Annotated in this window: 21 protein-coding genes; 5 read left to right on the top strand and 16 right to left on the bottom strand. The window is 66.1% G+C overall.

Features of this window, described 5'->3' with window-relative positions; genetic code table 11:
- The first annotated feature begins 83 nt into the window (after positions 1–83).
- Complete coding sequence (locus ACQP1G_RS19210) at positions 84–1544, top strand: PLP-dependent aminotransferase family protein (protein ID WP_433206080.1); 1461 nt, start codon at positions 84–86, stop codon at positions 1542–1544.
- Here the strand turns inward: ACQP1G_RS19210 and ACQP1G_RS19205 are convergent.
- On the bottom strand, positions 1541–3286 hold the full coding sequence (locus ACQP1G_RS19205) for a CocE/NonD family hydrolase (protein ID WP_433206077.1): 1746 nt from the start codon (positions 3284–3286) through the stop codon (positions 1541–1543). The genes ACQP1G_RS19210 and ACQP1G_RS19205 overlap by 4 nt on opposite strands.
- A 463-nt stretch (positions 3287–3749) precedes the next feature.
- Here ACQP1G_RS19205 and ACQP1G_RS19200 point away from each other — a divergent pair, with 463 nt between their 5' ends.
- Together ACQP1G_RS19200 and ACQP1G_RS19195 are read left to right on the top strand one after the other, a co-directional pair.
- Positions 3750–4478: a peptidylprolyl isomerase gene (locus ACQP1G_RS19200; protein ID WP_433206074.1), complete on the top strand. Its 729-nt coding sequence runs from the start codon at positions 3750–3752 to the stop codon at positions 4476–4478.
- A 220-nt stretch (positions 4479–4698) separates the two neighbouring features.
- On the top strand, positions 4699–5571 hold the full coding sequence (locus ACQP1G_RS19195) for an LLM class F420-dependent oxidoreductase (protein ID WP_433206071.1): 873 nt from the start codon (positions 4699–4701) through the stop codon (positions 5569–5571).
- Between the two features lie 157 nt (positions 5572–5728).
- On the opposite strand, the gene ACQP1G_RS19190 is transcribed toward ACQP1G_RS19195, so the two are convergent.
- The 4 genes from ACQP1G_RS19190 to arc form a co-directional block, all read right to left on the bottom strand.
- A complete protein-coding gene (locus ACQP1G_RS19190; protein WP_433206068.1) occupies positions 5729–6166 on the bottom strand; it encodes a VOC family protein in 438 nt (145 codons plus the stop codon).
- Between the two features lie 114 nt (positions 6167–6280).
- Positions 6281–7801, bottom strand: coding sequence for an ArnT family glycosyltransferase (locus ACQP1G_RS19185; RefSeq protein ID WP_433206065.1), 1521 nt, complete (start codon positions 7799–7801; stop codon positions 6281–6283).
- Positions 7794–8429, bottom strand: coding sequence for a TetR/AcrR family transcriptional regulator (locus ACQP1G_RS19180; RefSeq protein WP_433206062.1), 636 nt, complete (start codon positions 8427–8429; stop codon positions 7794–7796). Before ACQP1G_RS19180 ends, ACQP1G_RS19185 begins: the two co-directional genes overlap by 8 nt.
- Before the next feature lie 132 nt (positions 8430–8561).
- On the bottom strand, positions 8562–10322 hold the full coding sequence (gene arc, locus ACQP1G_RS19175) for a proteasome ATPase (RefSeq protein WP_433206059.1): 1761 nt from the start codon (positions 10320–10322) through the stop codon (positions 8562–8564).
- A 206-nt stretch (positions 10323–10528) separates the two neighbouring features.
- Here arc and ACQP1G_RS19170 point away from each other — a divergent pair, with 206 nt between their 5' ends.
- Positions 10529–11023, top strand: a complete 495-nt coding sequence (locus ACQP1G_RS19170; protein ID WP_433206056.1) for a hypothetical protein — start codon at positions 10529–10531, stop codon at positions 11021–11023.
- Here the strand turns inward: ACQP1G_RS19170 and ACQP1G_RS19165 are convergent.
- A complete protein-coding gene (locus tag ACQP1G_RS19165; protein ID WP_433206053.1) occupies positions 11020–11853 on the bottom strand; it encodes a tRNA (adenine-N1)-methyltransferase in 834 nt (277 codons plus the stop codon). The genes ACQP1G_RS19170 and ACQP1G_RS19165 overlap by 4 nt on opposite strands.
- Before the next feature lie 80 nt (positions 11854–11933).
- Between ACQP1G_RS19165 and ACQP1G_RS19160 the strand changes: the two genes are divergently transcribed.
- The gene (locus tag ACQP1G_RS19160; RefSeq protein ID WP_433206050.1) at positions 11934–12833 is read left to right on the top strand and encodes a RecB family exonuclease; all 900 of its coding nucleotides are present in this window, start codon (positions 11934–11936) and stop codon (positions 12831–12833) included.
- Positions 12834–12845: 12 nt separating this feature from the next.
- Here the strand turns inward: ACQP1G_RS19160 and ACQP1G_RS19155 are convergent, their stop codons facing one another.
- From ACQP1G_RS19155 to ACQP1G_RS19110, 10 genes are all read right to left on the bottom strand, one after another.
- Positions 12846–12995, bottom strand: coding sequence for a hypothetical protein (locus ACQP1G_RS19155; protein ID WP_433206047.1), 150 nt, complete (start codon positions 12993–12995; stop codon positions 12846–12848).
- A gap of 214 nt (positions 12996–13209) precedes the next feature.
- On the bottom strand, positions 13210–14427 hold the full coding sequence (locus ACQP1G_RS19150) for a YeiH family protein (protein ID WP_433206044.1): 1218 nt from the start codon (positions 14425–14427) through the stop codon (positions 13210–13212).
- Complete coding sequence (locus tag ACQP1G_RS19145; protein WP_433206041.1) at positions 14427–14561, bottom strand: hypothetical protein; 135 nt, start codon at positions 14559–14561, stop codon at positions 14427–14429. Before ACQP1G_RS19145 ends, ACQP1G_RS19150 begins: the two co-directional genes overlap by 1 nt.
- A gap of 146 nt (positions 14562–14707) precedes the next feature.
- On the bottom strand, positions 14708–15559 hold the full coding sequence (hisG, locus tag ACQP1G_RS19140; RefSeq protein WP_433206038.1) for an ATP phosphoribosyltransferase: 852 nt from the start codon (positions 15557–15559) through the stop codon (positions 14708–14710).
- Positions 15560–15604: 45 nt separating this feature from the next.
- Positions 15605–15886 (bottom strand): phosphoribosyl-ATP diphosphatase, encoded by a 282-nt coding sequence (locus tag ACQP1G_RS19135; protein WP_433208646.1) that lies wholly within the window; start codon positions 15884–15886, stop codon positions 15605–15607.
- A 92-nt stretch (positions 15887–15978) separates the two neighbouring features.
- Entirely contained in the window at positions 15979–17790 is a 1812-nt protein-coding gene (locus tag ACQP1G_RS19130) for a choline/carnitine O-acyltransferase (protein ID WP_433206035.1), read from the bottom strand.
- Positions 17787–18623: a class I SAM-dependent methyltransferase gene (locus ACQP1G_RS19125; protein WP_433206032.1), complete on the bottom strand. Its 837-nt coding sequence runs from the start codon at positions 18621–18623 to the stop codon at positions 17787–17789. Before ACQP1G_RS19125 ends, ACQP1G_RS19130 begins: the two co-directional genes overlap by 4 nt.
- Before the next feature lie 10 nt (positions 18624–18633).
- Entirely contained in the window at positions 18634–19497 is an 864-nt protein-coding gene (locus tag ACQP1G_RS19120) for a HalD/BesD family halogenase (protein WP_433206029.1), read from the bottom strand.
- A gap of 206 nt (positions 19498–19703) precedes the next feature.
- Positions 19704–20375 (bottom strand): HAD family hydrolase, encoded by a 672-nt coding sequence (locus tag ACQP1G_RS19115; RefSeq protein ID WP_433206026.1) that lies wholly within the window; start codon positions 20373–20375, stop codon positions 19704–19706.
- Between the two features lie 20 nt (positions 20376–20395).
- Entirely contained in the window at positions 20396–22108 is a 1713-nt protein-coding gene (locus tag ACQP1G_RS19110) for a protein kinase domain-containing protein (RefSeq protein WP_433206023.1), read from the bottom strand.
- Between the last annotated feature and the right edge of the window lie 317 nt (positions 22109–22425).

Raw genomic sequence — 22425 nt, 5'->3', positions numbered from 1 at the left:
ACAAGATTGCGGAAACAGTTTCGTAGCCGTAAACCCTGGGGCCGGTCATCGTTCCGGCGCTGTGCCCGACGCAGAATGACGCTGTGAACTTCGACCCCGCTACCGCGCCGCAGGTGCCTGCAGACAATGTGCGAGACACCGCGCCAGCGCCTGCCGTAGCCGGGTCCCGCCTGTTCAACGCGGATCTCGAAGATCGAACCCCGGCCGGAATCGCGGCCGCGGTGAGCCGCCGGATTCGGTCCGGTGCCATCGAACCCGGGTCGCGGCTGCCGACCGTGCGCGAGGTCGCCCGCGAGTTGCGGGTCTCCCCCGCCACCGTCAACCAGGCTTGGCGGGCGCTGGCCGCCACCGGCGCGATCGTCGCGCGGGGGCGCGCGGGAACCTTCGTCGGCGAACGCACCGCCACCCGACCGACGCCGCCGACGGGCCGCTACCAGCGCCTGCATCCGCCCTCGGAGAGCGCCTTCCGCATCGATCTGTCCCGCGGCACCCCCGATTCGGAACTGCTGCCGGACCTGGTCGCGGCATTGCACGCGATCACCGAGCGCGGTCGCGGCGGCGATCTAGCGGCCGACTACCTCGGCGCGGCCGTACTGCCGGAACTGGCCACCAAGGTGCGCGCCGATTGGCCCTTTCGCGCCGAGCGTCTCGCGGTGCTCGACGGAGCGCTCGACGCCATCGATCGACTGCTCACCACTCACGTCCGCCTCGGCGACGCGGTCGCGGTCGAAGATCCTTGTTTCCCACCATTTCTCGACCTGCTCGCCCGTCTCGGCGCCCGGCCGATTCCGATCCGCATGGACGAATCCGGCTTACTACCCGACGATCTCGACCGCGCCGTCACGAATCACGGTGCCACCGCACTGATTCTGCAGCCACGCGCGCAGAACCCCACGGGCGCCTCGCTCACCGCCACCCGCGCGCGCGAACTCACCGATGTACTAGCGGGCACCGGCACTCTCGTCATCGAGGACGATCACTCCGCCGGAATCGCCTACAGCGCACTGCGTTCTCTCGGATCGCGACTGCCGAGCCAGACGGTGCACATCCGCTCGTACTCCAAATCTCATGGCGCGGATCTGCGTCTCGCGGTGGTCGGCGGTCCCGCCGATCTGCTCGACCCGATGATCGAACGCCGCATGCTCGGCCCCGGCTGGACCAGCCGCCTGCTGCAGCGCCTGCTGCTCACCATGCTCGACGATGACACCGCTGTGCGCACCGTCGCCGCCGCCCGCACCGAATACCGCAGGCGCGCAACCGAACTCCGCCGCGCCCTGGCGCGCAGGGGCATTACCGTCGCCCGTGGCGACGGCATCAATGTATGGCTCCCGGTCACCGATGAGAATGCGGCGATGATCTCCCTGGCCGCCGCGGGCATCAAGGCCGCACCCGGGCGCCCCTTCGAGGTCGAGGACCACCCGCACGGCGACCACCTGCGCATCACCGTCGCCGCGATCGCCGACGGCGAATTGGACTGGCTGACCGGCGAACTCGCCGCTGCGACGACCGCCGCTCCCACCTACCGGCGCGTCCGGCGCGGTTAAGACCCGGGCTCGATATCGAAGCTGGTAGAGCCGCTGTCACCGGCCGGGATGATCGGCAGGACCACCGACGACGGGTGTTCGGCATCCTTATAGATCGTCTGTGTCGCGGGCTGGGTCCGGGCGCTGGCGCCGAAGGGTTCGCCGGTATTCGGGTTCGGTGCGTACTGCGGATAGTCGCTGCTGCTGATGGCCACCCGGATCCGGTCGCCCGCCTCGAGCTGATAGCTGGTCGGCCAGATCTTGATGGTGAACGCGTACGGCTGGCCCGGCACCAAGGCAGTGGGTTCGGACAGCGAATCCCGGAACGCGGCCCGGATGATGCCATTGTTGAGGTTGACGGCCGATCCGTCGGGTGCGACCATTTCCAGCCGCGCGACGAAGTCGGTATCCGGGGCGCTGGAGGATGCCCACAATTTCACGGTGATCGGGCCGGTGACCTCGGTATCCACCGCGAGCGGATCCGTCGTGTAGGTGAGCACATCCGAACGCTGCTCGACCACCGACTGGTCGAACGGCCCCTGTGGGCCCGATCCCACCGAACAGCACGAATGTCCGCCGATACTCGGCGCCGCGGACGCGGGATCGTAGACGTACCGGTCGACCGCCGCAGGTCCGGTCGGCGCCTGCTCGACCAGTTTGCCGACCCGTCCGGCCACACCATTCGCGCCACTATCGGCGAAGTAGTACTCCTGCCACTTCGTTCGTGGCAGCGGCCAACTCGGTGCCGACTTCCAGCGATTGGCCCCCATCAGGAAGTAGTCGACGCGCGGTGTACCCGCTACGCCGTTGTCGTCCCCCTTCAGGAAGTGGTCGAACCACGCGAGCATCAACTCGTTGATCGGGCTGTCGCCGACGGGCCCCAACTTCTCGAGTCGCGGCGCGGTCGCCGAGGTGGGCCGCCCCCAACCGAGGTGGTCCCAAGGGCCGATCACCAGTCGCTGGTTCTGCCGCGCCTGGGGGTCGCCGCCGCGCTCCACCATGCCGGTGAAGTTCTCGACGCCGCCCGCGAGAAAGGCGTCGTACCACCCCTCGATATCGAGCACCGGCACCCGCACATTCGGGTAGCGGTCGCGGATGCTCCACTGCTTCCAGTAGTCGTTGCGTACCGAGTTGCGTATCCAGTCGAAGTACCACGGCGCGACCGCAGGACTACCCGGTTGCAGTGGTGGAAAGTCTTTGTACGGACGATAATTCAGCCATGAGGTGACGTTCTGCAGATCCGTACGCAGTTGGTCCGCGGTGGCCTTGTCGTCACGTTGCTCGGCGGATTCGAGTCCGATGGTGCCCATGGCCCAGGGCTCGACGAAGGCGAGCCGGAACGCGCCGCCCTCGTAGGTCCAGCCGTCGTAGTAGTCGGAGGCGGTATTCGCGGGCACGATCGTGGTCAGGTGCGGTGGCGTCTCGATGGCGGCGAGCCATTGTGTGGCGCCGACATACGATGAACCGTACATCCCCACCTTGCCGTTCGAACCGGGCAGTCGCGCGGCCCATTCCACGGTGTCGTAGCCATCGTGGGTGTCATTGCCGAATTCGGTGAAGGTACCCTCGGATTTCCCGATGCCGCGGATGTCCTGAATGACCACCAGGTAGCAGTGCGAGGCGAACCAGTCTGGTGTTCGATAGCGCGAGGGCTGGATCTGGGCGGCGGATTTACCGTACTGCGTGCGCATCAACACCACCGGCACCGGATCGCTGGTTTGCGGACGGTACACATCGGCGCGCAGGACCGTTCCATCGCGCATTGTCGCCGGGACATCGGTCTGCTTGTCAACCGCACACGACCCCCGGTCGTCGTTGGGCGGCCAAGCCCCCGTATACGACGACGATTTCGTATCCGTACTCGCCGTGCACCCGCCGACCAGTACACCAACACACACCACGGCGGTGAACAGGCGAGTGAGACCAAATGCGTATCCGGACAAGTTGATACACCTCCCGCGGAGGCGGTGTCACCGGAGATTCAGTACGTGCCGAGCCATGAGCCCATCAGATGTGCCTCCGTCGCAGCCATGCTAACCGACAGCTCGAGACACTTCCCCAGATTTTCGGCCTGGCCGGGGTGCTTCGACGGGACGCGGTTGATCGTGGCTGCATTCCTGTTGCCACACAGTCGTTATGCGGTACTCGTTCCGCTCGGCGCGTCGAGATGGAATGATCCGCTGAGCATCACCCGATGCGATACCCAACAGAAGGAGACCTCGACCGGTGAGCAGCGAAGTGCAGGCGCGGCAACTCGACCACCAACAGCCCACCAGGCGCCAGCCTCGCAGAGTCGGGTCCGCCCTGCTACGGGCCCTCGGCGTACTCGCCGTCGGCACCACCGTCGTGGTCTTCGCCGCAGGCGGCGTCTCGGCGAATCCGGGCAGCGCGCCGGTCGCCGGATGCGTAGCCCCGGATATGGTCAAGCCCGAGATCAAGCAGTGGGAGGCCGAGCCCGCGCTCTCGATCAACACCGGCGCGACCTACACCGCGACGCTGGAGTCCACCTGCGGCACGGTGACCATCGCCCTGGATGCCACCCGCGCCCCGCGCACGGTGAACTCGTTCGTATTCCTGGCCGGGCAGAAGTACTTCGACCACACCCAGTGTCACCGCATGACCACCAGCGGCATCTTCATCCTGCAATGCGGTGATCCCAGCGCCACCGGTATGGGCGGCCCCGGCTACCAGTTCCCGAACGAGAACCTCGACGGCGCCACCTACTCCGCTGGCACGGTCGCCATGGCCAACGCCGGACCCGATACCAACGGCAGCCAGTTCTTCCTGGTGTACAAGGACTCGCCGCTCCCGCCGAACTACACCCCCTTCGGCAAGATCACCGGCGGGATGGACGTCCTGGCGAACGTCGCCAACGCGGGTGTCGTACTCGGCTCCGAGGACGGCCGCCCGAACGCCGACGTCATCCTGAATTCGGTCATCACGACCCAGAGCTGATCGCTCGCCCCGGTGGCGGTGTCGTTCCATACGGCACCGCCACTGCTGGTTCAACCGACGGTGACGCCAACGTATGCGGCGGCATCGGCGATGTGCGCCTTCGGCGGTCGCGAGAAGCGAGGAGGGCACGATGGATTTGCGACTCTGGACTTGACTTGGAGTGCGCTCCAGGTCATAGCGTTGGTGGTGCACAAGTCGTCTAGAACCAGGGGATCACTTTATGGAACTCGGTTTTCATCTACCGGTATTCGATATCGACGGTGGTACCACGGCCATCGCCGGTGAGCTGGCCAGGGTGGGCGCCGCGGCGGAGGCGTCCGGTGCGACCTGGCTGTCGTTCATGGACCATTACTTCCAGATCGAGCCGACCGGCCTACCGGCGGAGTCGAACATGCTGGAGGGCTACACCACACTCGGCTACCTGGCCGCGCACACCTCGCGCATTGAACTCGGCCTGCTGGTCACTGGCGTGACATACCGGCATCCCGGTCTGCTCGCCAAGATCGTCACCACACTCGACGTGCTGTCCGGCGGCCGGGCGGCGCTGGGGCTCGGTGCCGCCTGGTTCGAGCGCGAACACCGCGGGCTCGGCGTGGCGTTCCCGCCGATCGCGGAACGGTTCGAACGACTGGAGGAGACGCTGCGGATCTGTCAGCAGATGTGGGACCCGCAGAACAATGGCCCCTTCGACGGCAAGCACTACCAGTTGGCCGAGACGCTGTGCTCGCCGCAGCCGATCAACCGGCCCAAGGTGCTGATCGGCGGTAGCGGCGAACGCAAAACGCTACGGTTGGTCGCGCAGTACGGCGATGCCTGCAACCTGTTCGGCTCCTCCCCCGAGGAGGTCGGCCACAAACTCGACGTCCTGCGACGGCATTGCGACGAGGTCGGGCGCGACTACAACGAAATCCGCATAACCATCATGGCCAACAATCCGCGCCCGACCCCGGACAACCGCGCCGAATTCGTCCGGCAGATGGCCGATTACGCCAAACTCGGCGTCCACACCGTCATCATCATCCCCACCACCGGCTCCCCCGCCGCCTGGATCGACGCCATGGCACCAGCCGTACCCCAACTCGCCGATCTCTGACGCCAATCTCACTACGACACAGGCCTTTTCGACACCACACACGCGCGATCGCCTGCGTGCGGTAGCGAACAGGCTTGTGCCGCAGAGGATGTCGCGCGGAGCACGCGAGGACTGCTGTTCACCCCCAACTCTTGGCCGGGCGGAGGTAGATCGGGCATCAGCCGGGTGTGCTGCCCAGGAAATAGACCGCTTCCCACAGGTGGTCGTCGGGGTCGGCGAAGTAGCCCGCATAGATGCCCCAGGGGCGGGTCAGCGGTGGGCGGACGATGGTGCCGCCTGCTTGTTCGGCCCGGTGCAGGATCAGGTCCACATCTTCTCGACTGTCGAGGAAAAGACCCAGGCTCATCGGGGAACCCACGACGCGTTCGGGCGCGATACCTGCGTCCATCGCCAGGTCGGCGCGTGCGTAGAGGGATAGGATCAGGCCGTTGTCCAGGGTGAACATGGCTACCGAGCCGCCCGGATGCTGGTCGTCGCGGATGAATTCCGTGCCGATGATGCCCGGTGAGGAGAAGCCGAGGCCGTCTCGGTAGAACTGCAGGGACCGTTCGAGGTCGCTGACGGCCACAGTGATCGCGTTGATATTCGCTGCCATACCGGTCCTCTTGATGCTCGAACAGTGCCCGGGGCCATGGCTCCGGGCACTGTTCAGTCAATGCGGGCGATATCCGGAAGTCTTGAACGAATCGGACACGCACGTACCAACGGTTCAGCCGAGGCGAAGCATGCCGGGCCAGACCCGCGACCAGGGCTGGCGTGGGGTGCAGCGCCAGATGGTGACGTTGCGGGTGACGTCCGGGTAGCCCAGGCGCACGTCGACGCGGCCGACCGGGGTCAATTCGCTACAGGCAGTGTGCATTTCGTCCTCGGCGTTGCCGACCCACAGCACCGTCGTTGCGGAATCCGGTGGGGTGCCGAAGTATCCGAAGCCGCGGTTGGGGCTGTAGACGGCGGGTAGGGCGTAACGGGTCCTGTCGACGTCCAAAGCGCTTGCCTGCCAATAGGAATCGGTGATGATGACGGCATCGGACCGTACCGCCTCCGGCAATGCCCGATACGCATCGGCGGTCGCCTCGCGCAGTTCCGGCCAACCGAACTTGCCGTACAGCCCGATTTCGATACCGGCCTCGGCCTGGCTGTCGACCGGATCGATGGCCGACTCGGATTGCCACGGCATCGAGAACACCGCGATCGCCACCGAAACCGCGACGAGTGGCACGGTCACATACATTCGCCACCGTGCGGTGTTCTCGGTCCAGCGAACCGCGCCCGCGGCCATCACGGCCGCATAGCATCCGGCCGCATAGTAGGGGCGACCGTTGGTGGCGATGAATGCCACCGTGAGCAGCAGCGGGACCACCGCGAGGAATCGGTACGGCCGCAACGATTCCGAGCGGAACAGCGCCCAGATCCCCGCGATCAGCAGTACCCCACCGAATAATCCGGCCATGACCAGCGCCAGCGGCAGCCAGGTGTACCGGCCGCCGATCGTCGACTGCTCCGCCGCGACCACCGCACCCAATCGCAGCTGCGGCCAGTCGTGCGCGACCTGCCAGATCAGCGTCGGAACCGTCACCAGCACAACCAGACCCGCGCCCACCCACAGCACAGGCCGCCGCAACAGCTCCCGCGGACCATAGATCGCCACCCCGATGGCGACCGCGACCCAGAAGAACGGAATCAGCCATTTCACCTGCATATCCAGTGCGGTGACCAGCGCCGCCCAGAGCAAAAGGCCGTCCCGGCGCGTACGCACCCACCGGATCAGCAGCCAGCTGATCAATACCCAGAGCGCGGTATCGATCGTATTCGTGGCCAACTGAGTTCCCTGCACCAGCAGGAACGGTGAGGTCGCATACGCGGTCGCGCTCAACACCTGCGCGGTCCGCGACCCGCCGAACTCCCGGGCGATCTGCGCACTGATCAGCACCGCGGCGACCGTCACCAGTGCGGCTGGAATCCGCAGTGCCACCAGCGATCCCGGCGCGATCACATCCATCAGCCTCGCGATCGCGGGCAGCAGCGGTCCCTGATCGGCATATCCGAACGAGAGTCTGCGTCCGGCCGACAGGAAGTACAGTTCGTCACCGAAGAACCCGTAGCGCCCGAGCGATGCGAACAGCATGATCGCCGACACCACGGCGATCGCTCCGACGCCGAGCCATGCGAACGGCGGTGTCGCCTCGGCGCTGTCCCGCTGCGGCACTTCGCTTTCCATCAGATCAGTCATCGCTTCCCCCCTTGCGGGTCGCCACATCGAATAACCGGCACATATGGGCCGAATAGGTTGTCATGTCGAAGTCCTTCTCCCGAATGGCCCTTCCGGCCGCGCCATCGATGGCATCGCGAATCGACTTGGCCATCACCAGCGGATCGAACTCGCCGAATTCACCGCGACGCTGCCCCTCCCGCATGATCTCGACCAGCGGCTGGATGATCTCCTGCTCCCCCTCCGCCGAGGCGAATCGCGGCTTGCCGTCGGCATCGCGCAGATTCAGCACCACATCGGTCAGCGCCGCGACGTACTTCTTATTCGCATCGATGAACCCCAGATTCGACCCGATATAGGCGAGCAACTGATTCCGCGCACCATCCGCGGCCATTACCGCGGGCGCGATGTGCTCGCCGCCGGACACATAAAGCTGGATCACCAGCTGCTCCATCAACTCGTCCTTCCCGGCGAAGTGATAGGAGATGACTCCTTTGGAGATCCCCGCATGTTTGGCGATCCGCGCCAGCGAGGCACGCCCGTACCCCACCTCGGAGATCACCTCCACCGCCGAGGCAATGATTTGCCGCCGCCGCGCCTCCTCGATGAACGATCGTCGCTGACCACCCGTCTCATTTTCTGGCCGCATGGCCAAATTTTAAGCCGAGCGCCTGAACAAGCACATCAGCCCCGAGAATGACCCCCGCCTACCCCGCGAGGATGACCCCAGAAACACCGAAGGGCCGCGCTCCCAATGGAAGCGCGGCCCTTCGGTTCGAAACTACAGGTACTGACCCGTATTCGACTCGGTATCGATGGCGCGGCTGGCGCTGGCGTTCTTGCCGGTGACCAGCGTGCGGATGTAAACGATCCGCTCGCCCTTCTTACCCGAAATGCGAGCCCAGTCATCGGGATTCGTAGTGTTGGGCAGGTCCTCGTTCTCGGAGAACTCGTCCACGATCGAATCGTAGAGATGCTGGATGCGCAGGCCGGGGTTGCCGGTGTCGAGTACCGCCTTGATGGCGTACTTCTTGGAGCGGTCCACGATGTTCTGGATCATGGCGCCGGAGTTGAAGTCCTTGAAGTACAGGACTTCCTTGTCACCATTGGCGTAAGTGACCTCCAGGAAGCGGTTGTCCTCGCTCTCGGCGTACATCCGGTCGACGACCCGTTCGATCATCGCGCGAATGCACAACAACTTGTCGCCGCCGAACTCCTCGAGATCGTCGGCGTGCAGCGGCAGGTGCTCGGTCAGGTACTTCGAGAAGATGTCCTGTGCCGATTCCGCGTCCGGCCGCTCGATCTTGATCTTCACATCGAGACGTCCCGGCCGCAGGATCGCGGGGTCGATCATGTCCTCGCGGTTGGACGCACCGATCACGATGACATTCTCGAGGCCCTCGACACCGTCGATCTCCGAGAGCAGCTGCGGCACGACCGTGGTCTCCACATCGGAGGACACGCCCGATCCGCGGGTGCGGAAGATCGAATCCATCTCGTCGAAGAACACGATCACCGGCGTACCTTCGGAGGCCTTCTCGCGTGCCCGCTGGAAGATGATCCGGATGTGGCGCTCGGTCTCACCCACGAACTTGTTCAACAGCTCGGGGCCCTTGATGTTCAAGAAGAACGACTTGGCCTCCTTGGCATCCTCACCGCGCGCCTCGGCGATCTTCTTCGCCAGCGAGTTGGCAACAGCCTTGGCGATCAACGTCTTACCGCAACCGGGCGGACCGTAGAGCAGCACACCCTTGGGCGGACGCAGCGCGTACTCGCGGAACAGATCCTTGTGCAGGAACGGCAATTCCACCGCATCGCGGATCTGCTCGATCTGGCGACCGAGACCGCCGATATCGCCGTAGTCGACATCGGGCACTTCCTCGAGTACGAGGTCCTCGACCTCGGCCTTGGGGATGCGCTCGAAGGCGAAGCCCGCCTTGGTATCCACCAGCAGCGAATCACCCGGCCGCAGTTTGCGAATCGGCTGATCCGGATCTTCCAGATCGTCGACCTCGGCGAGCTTGGCCAGCGGACCCGCCAGCCACACCACGCGTTCCTCGTCGGCATGTCCGACGACCAGCGCGCGACGACTGTCGTCGAGGATCTCGCGCAACGTGCCGATCTCACCGACGGCGTCGAAGATACCCGCCTCCACGACCGTCAGCGCCTCGTTGAGGCGCACGGTCTGGCCGTACTCGAGGGTCGAGGTGTCGATATTGGGTGAACACGTCAGGCGCATCTTGCGACCCGAAGTGAACACGTCGACCGTCTGATCCTCGTATACACCGATCAGAACGCCGTATCCGCTGGGTGGCTGACCGAGCCGATCGACCTCCTCGCGCAGCGCGACAAGCTGCTGGCGCGCTTCCTTGAGTGTGTCCATCAGCTTGGTGTTGCGAATGGTCAGCGAATCGATGCGGGCTTCCAATTCCCGTGCGCGATCCGGCGAATCGGCCAGTTGCCTTCGGAGTGCAGCCGCTTCGGCGCGTACCGCCTCGAGCTCTCTCCAGGCCGCCGAATCCGAATTCTCGATGGGGCTCATGTGCTGCTCCTCCCAGTCCCGGTCTATCAACGCTACCGGGCGCGAACCGTTCTCGCTTTCCGACATGGTTTCGTCGTGATCACATCTGGGCTGCGATCGGCGGCGGATCCACCATGTTAGCCTGCCCTAACCAGTCCACGGCGACCTGCTTCGCCGACCGAACCGAAAGGTTGCTGACGATGCTCCTTCCCGCCAGGACTCTGCGTATGTCCATGGTTATCGCTGCGGCGGCAATGGCCGCTACCGTCGGTCTCACCGCCTGTGGCTCCGACGATAAGTCCGATACCACGGCCACGGCTACCACTTCGGTCGCCGCGACCACCAGCGCCGCAGGTCACGGCGACCACGGCAGCGCCGCCGCGCCCACCACAGAAACGCTCACCGCGGTCCTGAATACCCTTTCCGACCCGGCCGTACCCACCCCAGAGAAGTCCAAGCTCATCGTCGGCGGTGAGAAGCGCACCGCCAATATCGACCAGATGAACCAGGCGCTCGGCGGCTACGGCAAGCTCACCTATGCGGTCGCCGATATCACCACCAACGGCAATGCCGCGACCGCCCAGGTGACCATCACCTCACCGCACGGCACCGCCCCCGCCATGCCCCTGACCTGGGAATATGTCGACAGCACCTGGAAGCTGTCGGATGCCAGCGGCTGCCTGATGCTCGGCTTCGCGCAGGCACCCTGCGTTCCGGCCTAACCCTTCGACGGGCGACGCTGCGGTTTCGGGGTGACCGTGCCCTCGGCCAGCCGCCGCGCGCTGACCAGGAAGGCGGTGTGGCCCTGCATGCGATGTTCGGGCCGCACCGCAAGACCGACCACATGCCAGCCGCGCACCATGGACTCCCAGGATCGCGGCTCGGTCCAGCACTCCTGCTCGCGCAGCGCCTCGACCACTTTCGACAATTGTGTGACAGTCGCCACATAGACGACGAGCACGCCGCCGGGGACCAGTGCCTTGGATACGGCGGGGAGCGCATCCCAGGGCGCGAGCATGTCGAGGACCACCCGATCGACCGGCGGGCCATCGTAGGCGGCGACGTCCGCGACGGTGATCGACCAGTTGTCCGGGCGCTCGCCGAAGAAGGTCTCGACATTGCGGATGGCGTGCTCGGCGTGGTCCGCGCGGATCTCGTAGGAAACCACCTCGCCCTGCGGGCCGACCGCGCGCAACAGCGAGCACGTCAGCGCACCGGAACCCGCACCTGCCTCCAGTACGCGCGCACCGGGAAACATATCGCCCTCGTGCACGATCTGCGCGGCGTCCTTGGGGTAGATGACCGCCGCACCGCGCGGCATCGACAGCACGTAATCGACCAGCAGCGGGCGCAACGCCAAATACGGTGTGCCATTGGTGGACTGCACGACACTGCCCTCATCGGCGCCGATGAGGTTGTCGTGCTTGATACCGCCGCGATGCGTGTGGAACTCCTTACCCGGTTCCAGCACCACTGTGTAGAGGCGCCCCTTGGCATCGGTCAGCTGTACCCGGTCCCCGATGGTGAATGGCCCGGTCCGTCTGGCCGTCATGTATCTCCGTTCGCTGGTCGTTCGGTGCTGTCTAGCCGTACGGCACCGGCGTGTCGGTGCCGCCGGATAGCCTGCCAGGTATGCATTCGCCGGTATCCACGCCCCCTGCCGACACCGCGCGGGAGGCAGCGCCCGATCGCCGACGCCCGGCGCTGTCCCCTTCTCGGGCAATGGATTTCAAGCAGTGCCCGCTGAAGTACCGGTTCCGTGCGATCGATCGGATTCCGGAGCCGCCGACGCGGATCGCGGTGCGTGGCACGGTGGTGCATGCGGTACTGGAGGATCTGTACGGACTGCCCGCCACGGATCGGCTGCCCGAACGCGCGGCCACGCTCGTCGAGCCCGCGTGGGCACGGGTACTGGCCGATCGGCCGGAGATCGCCGAGTTGGTCGCACAGGACGGTCTGGAGGGGTTTCTCGGCGAGGTGCGCGCCCTCGTCGAGACGTACTACCGCCTCGAGGATCCGACCCGGTTCGATCCGGAGTCGTGCGAGTCGCGGGTGGAGGTCGAACTCGACGACGGCGTGCTGTTGCGCGGGTTCGTCGATCGGATCGATGTCGCGCCGACCGGTGAGCTGCGCGTCGTGGACTACAAGACCGGCCGCGCGCCCGGACTCGCCCAGGAGACCAAGGCGCTGTTCCAGCTGAAGTTCTATGCGCTGGTCGTGCTGCGCACCCGTGGCATCCTGCCCACCCAGCTGCGGCTGATCTACCTGGCCGACGAGCAGATCCTCACCTACGCCCCCGACGAGGACGAACTGCTGCGCTTCGAACGCACCCTCTCGGCGCTGTGGCAGGCCATTCTCGAGGCGGGCCGCACCGGTGACTTCCAACCGAGCACGAGCTGGCTGTGCGGCTATTGCAGCTACAAGAATCTGTGCCCCGAATTCGGCGGCACCCCTCCGGCGTATCCGGGCTGGCCGGATAGCGGTACCGGGGAATCGCCGGACGAAACCTTCGCCGACGCGGTCGCCGACTGACCGGAATCCGCGTCAGCCGATGAACAGGCCCAGATCGAAGCCGTGTGAACCGAGCATCGCGATCACCCCGATCAGGACGATCACCCCGACGGCATCGCCGATCACGATGAGCGTATTGCGAATCCGCCACCACGAGCCGACCGGCCCGACACTCGATTTCACGACGTTCTCCCCTGCGCTTCGTACCCGAACGATACGACCGTCCGAGATGTTCCATTATTTGTTTCGCCTAACACGCCCCCAGTGTTGACGGCGAATCATTAAGTTTTCGTGAGATGGCCCCGAACTGAACCCACACCGGGGTCCCAGAACACGCCGCTGCGATGCTCGCCGTGGCGACCGGCGAGCATCGAAACGACGGGTTACCGCCGCGGATCTACCCGGTGAAGTTGTGGAACAACAACACCGACAGCCCCAATCCGACGGCCAGATTCATCACGACCGCGGCGCCGAAGACCACCACCGGGCGCCAGCCCGCCGCGCGCAGGCCGCGCACGGAGAACTCCAGGCCGATGGAGACGAAGGCGAAGATCAGGAACCAGGTGCGCAGGTCGTTGACGACCGCGATATGCGCCGCACCGGACTTCTTATCCGCGGACTGCAGGTAGAGAGTGCCGATCACGGAGGCGGCGACGAAGCCGATCAACTTCGGGAACCGCTCCCAGAACTGGCGCGCCGAGGGCCTGGTCGCGCCGGAGGTACGTTCGACCCGGAGCGTGAAGTACGCGGTCAGCGCGATCGCGACGATGCCGATCAGTGCGTTCTGCGTCGTCTTGACGATGGTGGCGATCTGCAGCGCCTTCTCCCCCGCGATCGCACCCGAGGCCGCGACGGCCGCGGTGGTGTCGATATTGCCGCCGATCCAGGCACCGGCGACAGCATCCGAGAGGCCGAAAACATCGGCGAGCCAAGGCAATACGAAGATCGATGGCAGCGCGAAGATGATCACCAGGGACGCCGCGTACGCGATCTGCTCACGTTTGGCCTGCACCGCGCCCGCGGCCGCGATGGCGGCGCTGACACCGCAGATCGATACCGCCGAGGCCAGTAGCGCGCGCAGCTTGTCATCGAGGCCGAGTCGGCCGCCCAACCACCAGGTGAACCCGAAGACCACGGTGATCAGCAGCAATGCCTGGACGATCGACGGTCCCGCGGCGGTCACCAGAATCTTCAGGTTGATCGAAGCGCCGAGCAGTACGACGCCGGTCTTGATGAAGAATTCGGTGCGGAAACCGGCCGAAAGACGCTCCCGCAGATCGAGTTTCGTGAGTACGACATTGCCGATCAGACCGATGGCGATGGCGTACACCGGGAATTCGATCGACTTGGCCACTCGCCGCAAGGGAGTGTCGACGGCCCAGCGCGGTACGTGGGTGTCGAAGTAGCGGGCCAGCGCGCCGAGCAGGATGACGACCGCGATCCCCGCCGCGATCTCCCCGACTGTGGGACGCGAAATCGCCTGCAGTGCAGAGGTTTCAGATCGGACCTGGCCCTGCTCGACGGCCTCGGTGCTGGATTCGGCGGCGTCCGTCTCCGATACCGCATCCTCGGGCTCGGCGCGCTCGGCGTCGGCGTCGGTTTCGGTCTCCGACATCACGGCACCAGCCAATCCGGGATAGCGCCGACCAGAACCAGCGCGATCAGGATCAGGCCGACGATGGCCGCCAGCCAGTCCTCATTCCACGCGAATGTGCTGCCCGAACGTTCGGCGGGCGGTGTCTGTGACACGGTGGTACTCCTTGCGTTTCCTCATCGAGGCCGCAACGTACCAATCGACTGCAGGTCAGCACACCGGTTGCAATCGCAGTGAATCGATCACTCGCACAAAACAACTCGGCCCCACCAACTGGCGGGGCCGAGTTGCTCCGAGCGTGTCAGAAGGCGCGGCAGGACCGAATATCGAAGGCCAGGATCGCCTTCGCGCCGAGTTCGGCGAGTTGGTCCATCACCTCATTGCCCTGTTTACGCGGCACCATGGCGCGGATGGCGACCCAGCCCGGATCGGCGAGCGGCGACACCGTCGGCGACTCGAGGCCGGGCGTGATCCCGACCGCCTGCTCCAAGAGTTCCTTCGGGCAGTCGTAGTCCAGCATGATGTACTGCTGACCGAAGACGACGCCCTGGATGCGCGCGATGAGCTGGTTGCGGGCCCGTTCCTTCTGGTCCGAGCCGGTGCGCTCGATGAGTACACCCTCCGAATCGCACAGCGTCTCGCCGAAGGCGACCAGGTTGTGCTGGCGCAGGGTGCGGCCCGAGCCGACCACATCGGCGATGGCATCGGCCACGCCGAGCTGGATGGAGATCTCGACGGCACCGTCGAGGCGGATCACCTCTGCCTCGATGCCCCGCCGCCGCAGGTCGCTGAGCACCAGGTTCGGGTAGGAGGTGGCGATGCGCTTGTCGTAGAGATCTTCGACCTTCCATTCGCGCCCGGCCGGGGCGGCGTAGCGGAAGGTGGAGCGGCCGAAGCCGAGCGCGAGCCGTTCCTGTACCGGCGCACCGGAATCCAGTGCCAGATCGCGGCCGGTGATACCGAGGTCGAGTTCACCGGAGCCGACGTAGATAGCGATGTCCTTGGGCCGCAGGAAGAAGAATTCGACCTGGTTGGCCGGATCCAGGACGGTCAGGTCGCGGGCATCGGTGCGCCTGCGGTAACCGGCCTCGGCCAGGATCGAGGTGGCCGATTCGGAGAGTGCGCCTTTATTGGGGACTGCGACGCGCAGCATGGGATGGGTCCTTTCGGAGAAGAGAAACTACGGATCGACGCGCCGTCACAGATGTCGGTACACGTCGTCCAGCTTCAGCCCGCGGCCCACCATCAGCACCTGGACCCAGTAGAGCAGTTGCGAGATCTCTTCGGCGAGCGCTTCGTCGCCCTCGTGCTCGGCGGCCAGCCAGATCTCCCCGGCCTCCTCGAGCACCTTCTTACCCTGGAAATGCACGCCCGCGTCCAATGCCGCGACGGTCCCCGACCCCTCGGGGCGGGTAAGCGCACGATCTTGCAGCTCGGCGAACAGGGTTTCGAAGTTCTTCACGGTGAGCCATTGTTTCAGACCCGTGTGCGGGGCTGTTGCTCCGGCCCATAACGCGGGACATCCCCGTCGGCCCGGCAGGGGCCGGAGCGACGGGGATGGGGTGCGGCGGATCAGGCTCCGGCGAGCAGGGTCTCCAGGTCGGCGACGGCGGTGCGCAGGTGGTCGGCGAAGGCGTGCATCTCATTGGCGACCGCCTTCGGCGTGGCCAGATAGAGGTTCCACCGGTCCGGGAGCAGTACGTAGGCGATGCCGATGCACTTCGGACTGGTCGATCCGAAGCCGAAGTAGCGGATATTGACCGACGGGGCCGAACTGGTGCTCAGGTAGTCGTCGCGCATGATCGTCCAGCCCGGGCTGGTGTAGAGCGGGATCGGGTCGGTGACGCCGAGTTCGGCACCGCGGCGGCGCTGGATCCACTCCAGTTCCCACAGATGCTGTTCGGGCGCGTCACCGGCCTGGCAGTGTTTGGCACGTTGGACGTGCGCGTTCGCGGCGGTCAGCGCCGCGGCGAGCCGGTCGGCATCGGCGAGGGCCGGATCCTGCATCGCGTCCACGAAGGCCACCATCTCCGGTGTCACCACGCGCATGGCCTCGGTGCGGCCGTTGCGGTACTGCCGGGTGGCGATGGATTCGTAGGTGGCCCCGGTCAGCCCCTTGCTGCGCCGGTGCGCCAGTTGATAACTCAGCTGAGCGAAGGCATCCGGTGAGATACCGAGTTGCTTGGCGCGCGTCGTGCCCAAATCGAAAGATACTGTCGCGGTGGCATTCTCGGCCGCATAGCGGGCGAACGCCGCGCCCGCCCCGGCGATATCGGCGCGCTGGGACGCATCGAGGACGAACTCGATCGCCTCGACTGCTGGCAGTCCTTGCGGCTGCGCCCCGGACCGGGTGGCATGTTCGGCGGCGGGGGTCTGCAGCAGGGTGTCCACGAAGGACAGGATGGTGGTGCCGTCGAGCCCGCAGTGCTCGACATTGATGCCGGCCTGCCCGTCCCCGAAGACGGTGAACGATACCGACTTGTCGAACCAGCGGTTGGCGCTGTCACCGTGCAGCAGTTGGTCGCAGGCCTGCAGTTCGTCGCGCGGGGTGAAGTCCTCCAAGCACAGGCAGAACAGCGCCGTCTCGATGGTGTCCAGCGCCGCCAGGTTGGCCGGATCGGCGCGCAATACCTGTCTACTGGCGGCCCATTCGGCCCGCGCCTTGGTGGTCAGGTGTCCGACGGCGGTGTCGGTGCGGGCCGAACGCGCACCGGCCTTGAGCACCGCGCGCAGCCCGTCGGCGAGATCGTCGAGCGAATACGGCACACCTTCCGGGCCGATCACATCCATCCGGAACATGCTGCCGCGGAAGAACACCACGATATGCCGTGCCTGCGAGGGACCGGGCCATTCGTCGCTGTAGGGCACTCGCACGGAATCCTGGATCTCCCCTGGAATCCGCGTCTCGGAGAACAGGTATTTGTTCTGCCACATCGATAGCTGCTGCCCGCGCTGGGTGACCGGTGCGATCGCCTCGACATCGAGCGCCAACTTGTAATCAACCGCGGCCGCGATGATCCCGGCCGCGCGCTCTACCTGCGAATCACCGGTGGAGCTGGCCAGTGGGGTGTCATCGCGGAAGAGGAAGAAGAAGTTGGCGTTCAGCGCGATGCGATCGCGGCGGCCCAGGTAGCGCGACGGCCAGAACAGATCCAGCCAGCTGCCGACGCCGGGGGTCGCGTCGTATTCGGCCAATGCGGCGTGCAGCTTCCGGCCGGGTCCATCGGCGCGTAGCAGGTCGGCGACCGCGGCCTCGGTGGTCGCGAATTCGTCGGCGGTCAGCAGTGGAGCACACCACTGCAGCAACCGCTCGCCGCTGTCCTCCAGCGTCGGCAGGGGCACCCTGGGCAGGTGGTCGTCGGCGGCGAAGGTGCGTTCGGTCAATGCGGGTCCTCGGGGTCGGCGTATTTCGGGAACGGTCGCGAGATGTACAGGTTGGCGAGCAGCCAGCCTGTGCTTTCCTGGCCGGCGGTATCGATACCGTTGGCGGCCAAGGTATTCAGCACCTGGGTGCGTTCACTGTCGGAGGCGAACTTACGTTGTTCGAACACCCCGGGGGCTTGCTCGGTGTGGTAGCCGAGCGCGGCCAGTTCCGCGGCGATCGGTTCGAAGCTGAACATGCGTAACACGAAGTGTGCCATCCACGGCCGCCGATGCGGGTGCGCCAGCGCGACACGCGCCAGCGTCTTCTCGGTGACATATCCCACGCAGCCGGTCGAGATGACGATATCCGCAGCCGCCAGCGTACGGCGTTGCTCGTCGGTCGGGTCGGCGGCCTCGAGATCGGCGTGCACCGTGTCGTCCAGGAATCCGGCGGCGTGCCCATAGGCCAGCGCGGGGCGGGCGGCATCCATGCCGATGAAGCGGACACCGGGCAGCTGGTCGCGGGCGTCGAGGCGGGCGCGGTCGCGAGCGATCAGCGCGGCCTGGTCGGCGTCCTCGGCCGCACGGTAGTGATCGGCCAGATCGCTCATGTTGGTGTCGAAGCGCAGCAGAGCCGCGTTGACACCGTAGGAGCAACCGATATCGAGCACGGTCGGTGCGGCGACGCGGGCGGAGGCGCGGTACTCCCGGATCTGTTGCTGGAAGAACGGTTTCGCCAGTTCCGGTATGCGGTAGTCCAGTTCGGACATCCGGGCGTAGTAATCGCGTGGATCGGGACGGTCATAGATGTCGTCGAAGGAAGCTTTCCCGGTCGTATGCAACGGCACTGGCATGTCGTCCCTCTCAGTCGAGCAACCGATCGCCACGGACGGCGTCGGCCGCGGCGGCTAGGTGATCGGGCAGCACCCGCCCGAACAGCTGGCGGGTGCGTTCCACGGTGCCGATGACACCGGGCCGATCGGTATAGGCGAAGATCGCCGAATGCCGTGCCACGCCGCCCTCGACCGGTGAAACGCGGTGCAGTGAGTAGCGGCCCTGGAACAACTGCAGGTCGCCGGGGCGCAGCTCGAGGCGCCGGACCAGTCGCGCACCGGAACCGGTGAGCACGTCACGCACATCGTCGAGTTGCTCGGCATGGGGTGAGCGGATATTCGGGCAGTATTCGAAGGTCCCACCGGTCTCGGCGGGCTGGGTCAGCATGCTGACGGTGAATTCGTTGGTGTCGAAATGCCAGGGATGCGACATTCCCGGCGCCACCACGTTGAGACACAATCCGGCCAGCGGATCGGCGAATTCGTGCAGTTCGGCCAGCCCGAAACAGTCCGCGACAAACCGCTGGAACAGTTCGCTGGTGTAGAGCCGGTGGATCAGCGCACCGACCGGAATGCGGTCGCGTGGGACGAACGCATTGCCGCGTTCCAGCACGATGCGCCCCGGATGGTCCTGTGGGAGTTCGGTATCCAGCGGAATGTTGTAGGCGTTGACCCGCTCGACCTTGTAGTGCGCATCCGGGGCCATCGCCTCGCCCTCGGCGCGCAAGGTCTCTATCAGCTCCGGACGAATGAACTCTCGCAGCACCGTGCAGCCGCCATCGGCCAGCTCCGCGCGGGCGCGAGCCACAGCCGCCCGCCAGGCTTCGCTATTCGGATCCGCCAGCGGATACCGTGCCGTATCGACGATCTCGTCCAGGACACCCGTCGCTGCCATGGCGTAATTTTGGTTGGAGAGGCCGCCGACACGCCCGGGATTCGATAAAGTTGCCGGTGACTACGGTCACACCTACCAACAGCGCGCACTTACGTTGCGGCACAGTAACTCTCACTATGCCGAGGACGGGAGTATCGGTCCACGATCAGGCGGGGCCAGCGATCATGAACGGTCACGAACGCGGGTCGGTTGTCCAGGAGTGCGGTTCAACCTCGCACGCGCAGTGCGTCTTCCAGATCGTCGATGGTCAACCCCACCAACGAATTACGAAATACCCGCCCCTGCGCATCCGAAACCGGTATCTCGCACGGGATCACGATGACGGCACAGCCGGCCGCAGTGGCCGCGGCCGCGCCGGTCGGCGAATCCTCGAGTGCCACACAGTCTCGCGGGTGCACACCGAGGAGTTCGGCGGCGCGCACATAGATCTCGGGCGCGGGCTTGCCGTGCGCGACCTCGTCACCACAGACCGATACGTCGAAGAAATCGCGGCCGAGGGTATCCAGCCCGAATTCGGTCAGCGACCGCTTGGTATTGGTGACCAATGCCGTCGCCAGCCCGGCGGTGCGTACCAGCGACAGCGCATCCTTCGCACCGGGACGCCACGGGATCGGGCCCGCCATCAGCTCGGTCACCCGCCGATCGATGAATGCGCCCGCGGCACGAACCGTCTCCGGCGTCGGCTCGATGCCGAGGCCGTCGAAGATCAGCCGCAGTGCGTTCGGCCCCGATGCGCCGATCAGCGAATGCCGCAGTTCGTCGCTCATCTCGTGGCCGTGCGCACGTGCCAGTTCCCGCACGGCGATATCCCACAGCTTCTCCGAATCGAGCAGCGTGCCGTCCATATCCCACAGCACACCGGCAAGCCGAGCCGTCACCCGATCCGTCTCCCTAACCTCTACAAACCCGACGCGGCGATCAACAATCGCCCGTTATCCGACGCGACCTGGATCCACCGGTTCTCCGATGTGGTCGAGCCGTTCTTCAGGCTATAGGTAAGCGAAACGACCGCCCGGTTCTCACCGTTCGCTGTGACGGCGCCCACGCTCACCGAGCGGACGGTGGACCAGAACTGCGAATAGGACCCGAAGCCGCCGGTCTGGGCTTGATAGGAGGGGGTGAGCTGCGACCACGCGCCCTGCGCATTGCCGGGCAGCATCCCGTAATAACCGTAGATGAATTGGGAGATCCGGTCCGCGGTGGCCGGACCGAACGGGGTGGTGGTAATGGACGTCGGCGGCGCGGTGGTCGTCGGCTTGGCCGAAGAGGTCGGCGTCGGCTGGCCGGTTGTGCTCGGCTGGGTGCTCGGCGGTGCCTGCGGCTCGGGCTGCCCCGGTTGAATCGCAATCGGCGACTCCGGCGCGGTCTCCGGACTGTTCGCCGCGGGGGTCGGCGTCGAGGAGCCGACCGCCGTGCCGCCCTGATCGTCGTTCTTCAGCGACGACACGATCACCGCGACCAGCACGAGCACCGCGACCGCTGCGGCCGCCGCGACCGCGATCAGCCTGCCGCGACTCTGTCCCGCGTCACCGCCGCCACCGCCGGGCACGGTGCCGCCGGACCTCGGTGGTGCGGGCGGCGGCGCGAAGGTGACCGCCGGTGCGACGGCGGCCGCCTCCCTGGCATCGGCCGCACGGCCCGCGCCCGGCTTGTTCAGCACCGTCGTCGCGCTCGTGTCCGAGTCGGTCATCGCGGCGCCCGGCGCCGGCATGACCTTGGTCGTGGCTGGCGTCGTCGCCAATGCCGGAGTGCGGCCCGCCGCAACGGCCTCCAGCGCCGCCTTCGCCTCGCGCATATCGGGCCTCGCGTCGATCGAGGCGGCCAGCAATCGCATCAGTACCGGACCGAGTTCCCCGGCATGCCGTGGTGGCGGCACCTGCGCCCGCGCCGCCGCGTGCAGGACGGCGAGTGCGTTATCCCCCTCACCGAATGGCGGGCTGCCCTCGACCGCCGCGTACAGCGTGGAACCGAGTGCGAAAACATCCGAGGCCGGTTCCGGATTCTCGCCGCGCGCCACCTCCGGCGCGAGGTAGGCCGGTGTGCCCGCCAGGAATCCGGTCGCGGTGACCGTCACATCGCCGACGGCACGGGAGATGCCGAAGTCGGTGATCTTCACCGTGCCGTCGTCGCCGACGAGCAGATTCGCCGGTTTCACATCCCGGTGCATGATCCCCGCCGCATGCGCCGCGGCCAGCGCGCCAGCGACCTGGGCGCCGATGCGCGCCACCTCGGTCGGCGCGAGCATGCGCTTGCCCGAGAGCTTCGCGGCCAGACTCGGCGCGTCCATGTATTCCATGACCAGCCAGGGCTGGCCGTCCTCCTCGGCGACATCGAAGACGGTGATCGCATTGGGATGGTGTAGTCGCGCGGCGATGCGGCCCTCGCGCATGGCGCGCAGTTTGGCCTCCAGCGCCTGCGACCGGGACAGACCCGGCCCGAGCAGCAGCTGCTTCACCGCGACCGTGCGGCGCAGCCGAACGTCGGTCGCCCGCCACACGACACCCATGGCACCCGTGCCGATCGGATCCGTCAGCCGATACCGTCCAGCGATCAACCGGTCCGCCGTCATGGTGTTGAGCCCCTCCTGCTTGCCCGCCGAGTCATCTCGCACTCCGCGCGTAAGCGGAAATCTTCGAAAATGCTACGCGCCGAAGTGCATTGCACCCGAATTGCCGCAGGACGCTCGCATCCGCCGACTGCCCCGGATGCAGTACCAACAGTTCCGACTTTGTCATACCCAACCGACATCCATCCACCGCCACGCCCACCCGAAGCCGATACCCCAGGTCAGGCGGGCGCGGCCACTGGAACACACCCGCGCGTCGCGCCCCCTCGTGTCGCCCCGCGACCCCTTTCCGCCGCAATTGCTCTCGCATATCACGAGGTAATCAAGGCCCTGAACGCACCGAACGCGGCACCGGCGAGCGG

Origin of the sequence: Nocardia sp. CA-107356, from assembly GCF_050946365.1 — a bacterium.
Taxonomy (GTDB): domain Bacteria; phylum Actinomycetota; class Actinomycetes; order Mycobacteriales; family Mycobacteriaceae; genus Nocardia.
This window is presented reverse-complemented; position numbering and strand designations above follow the sequence as displayed.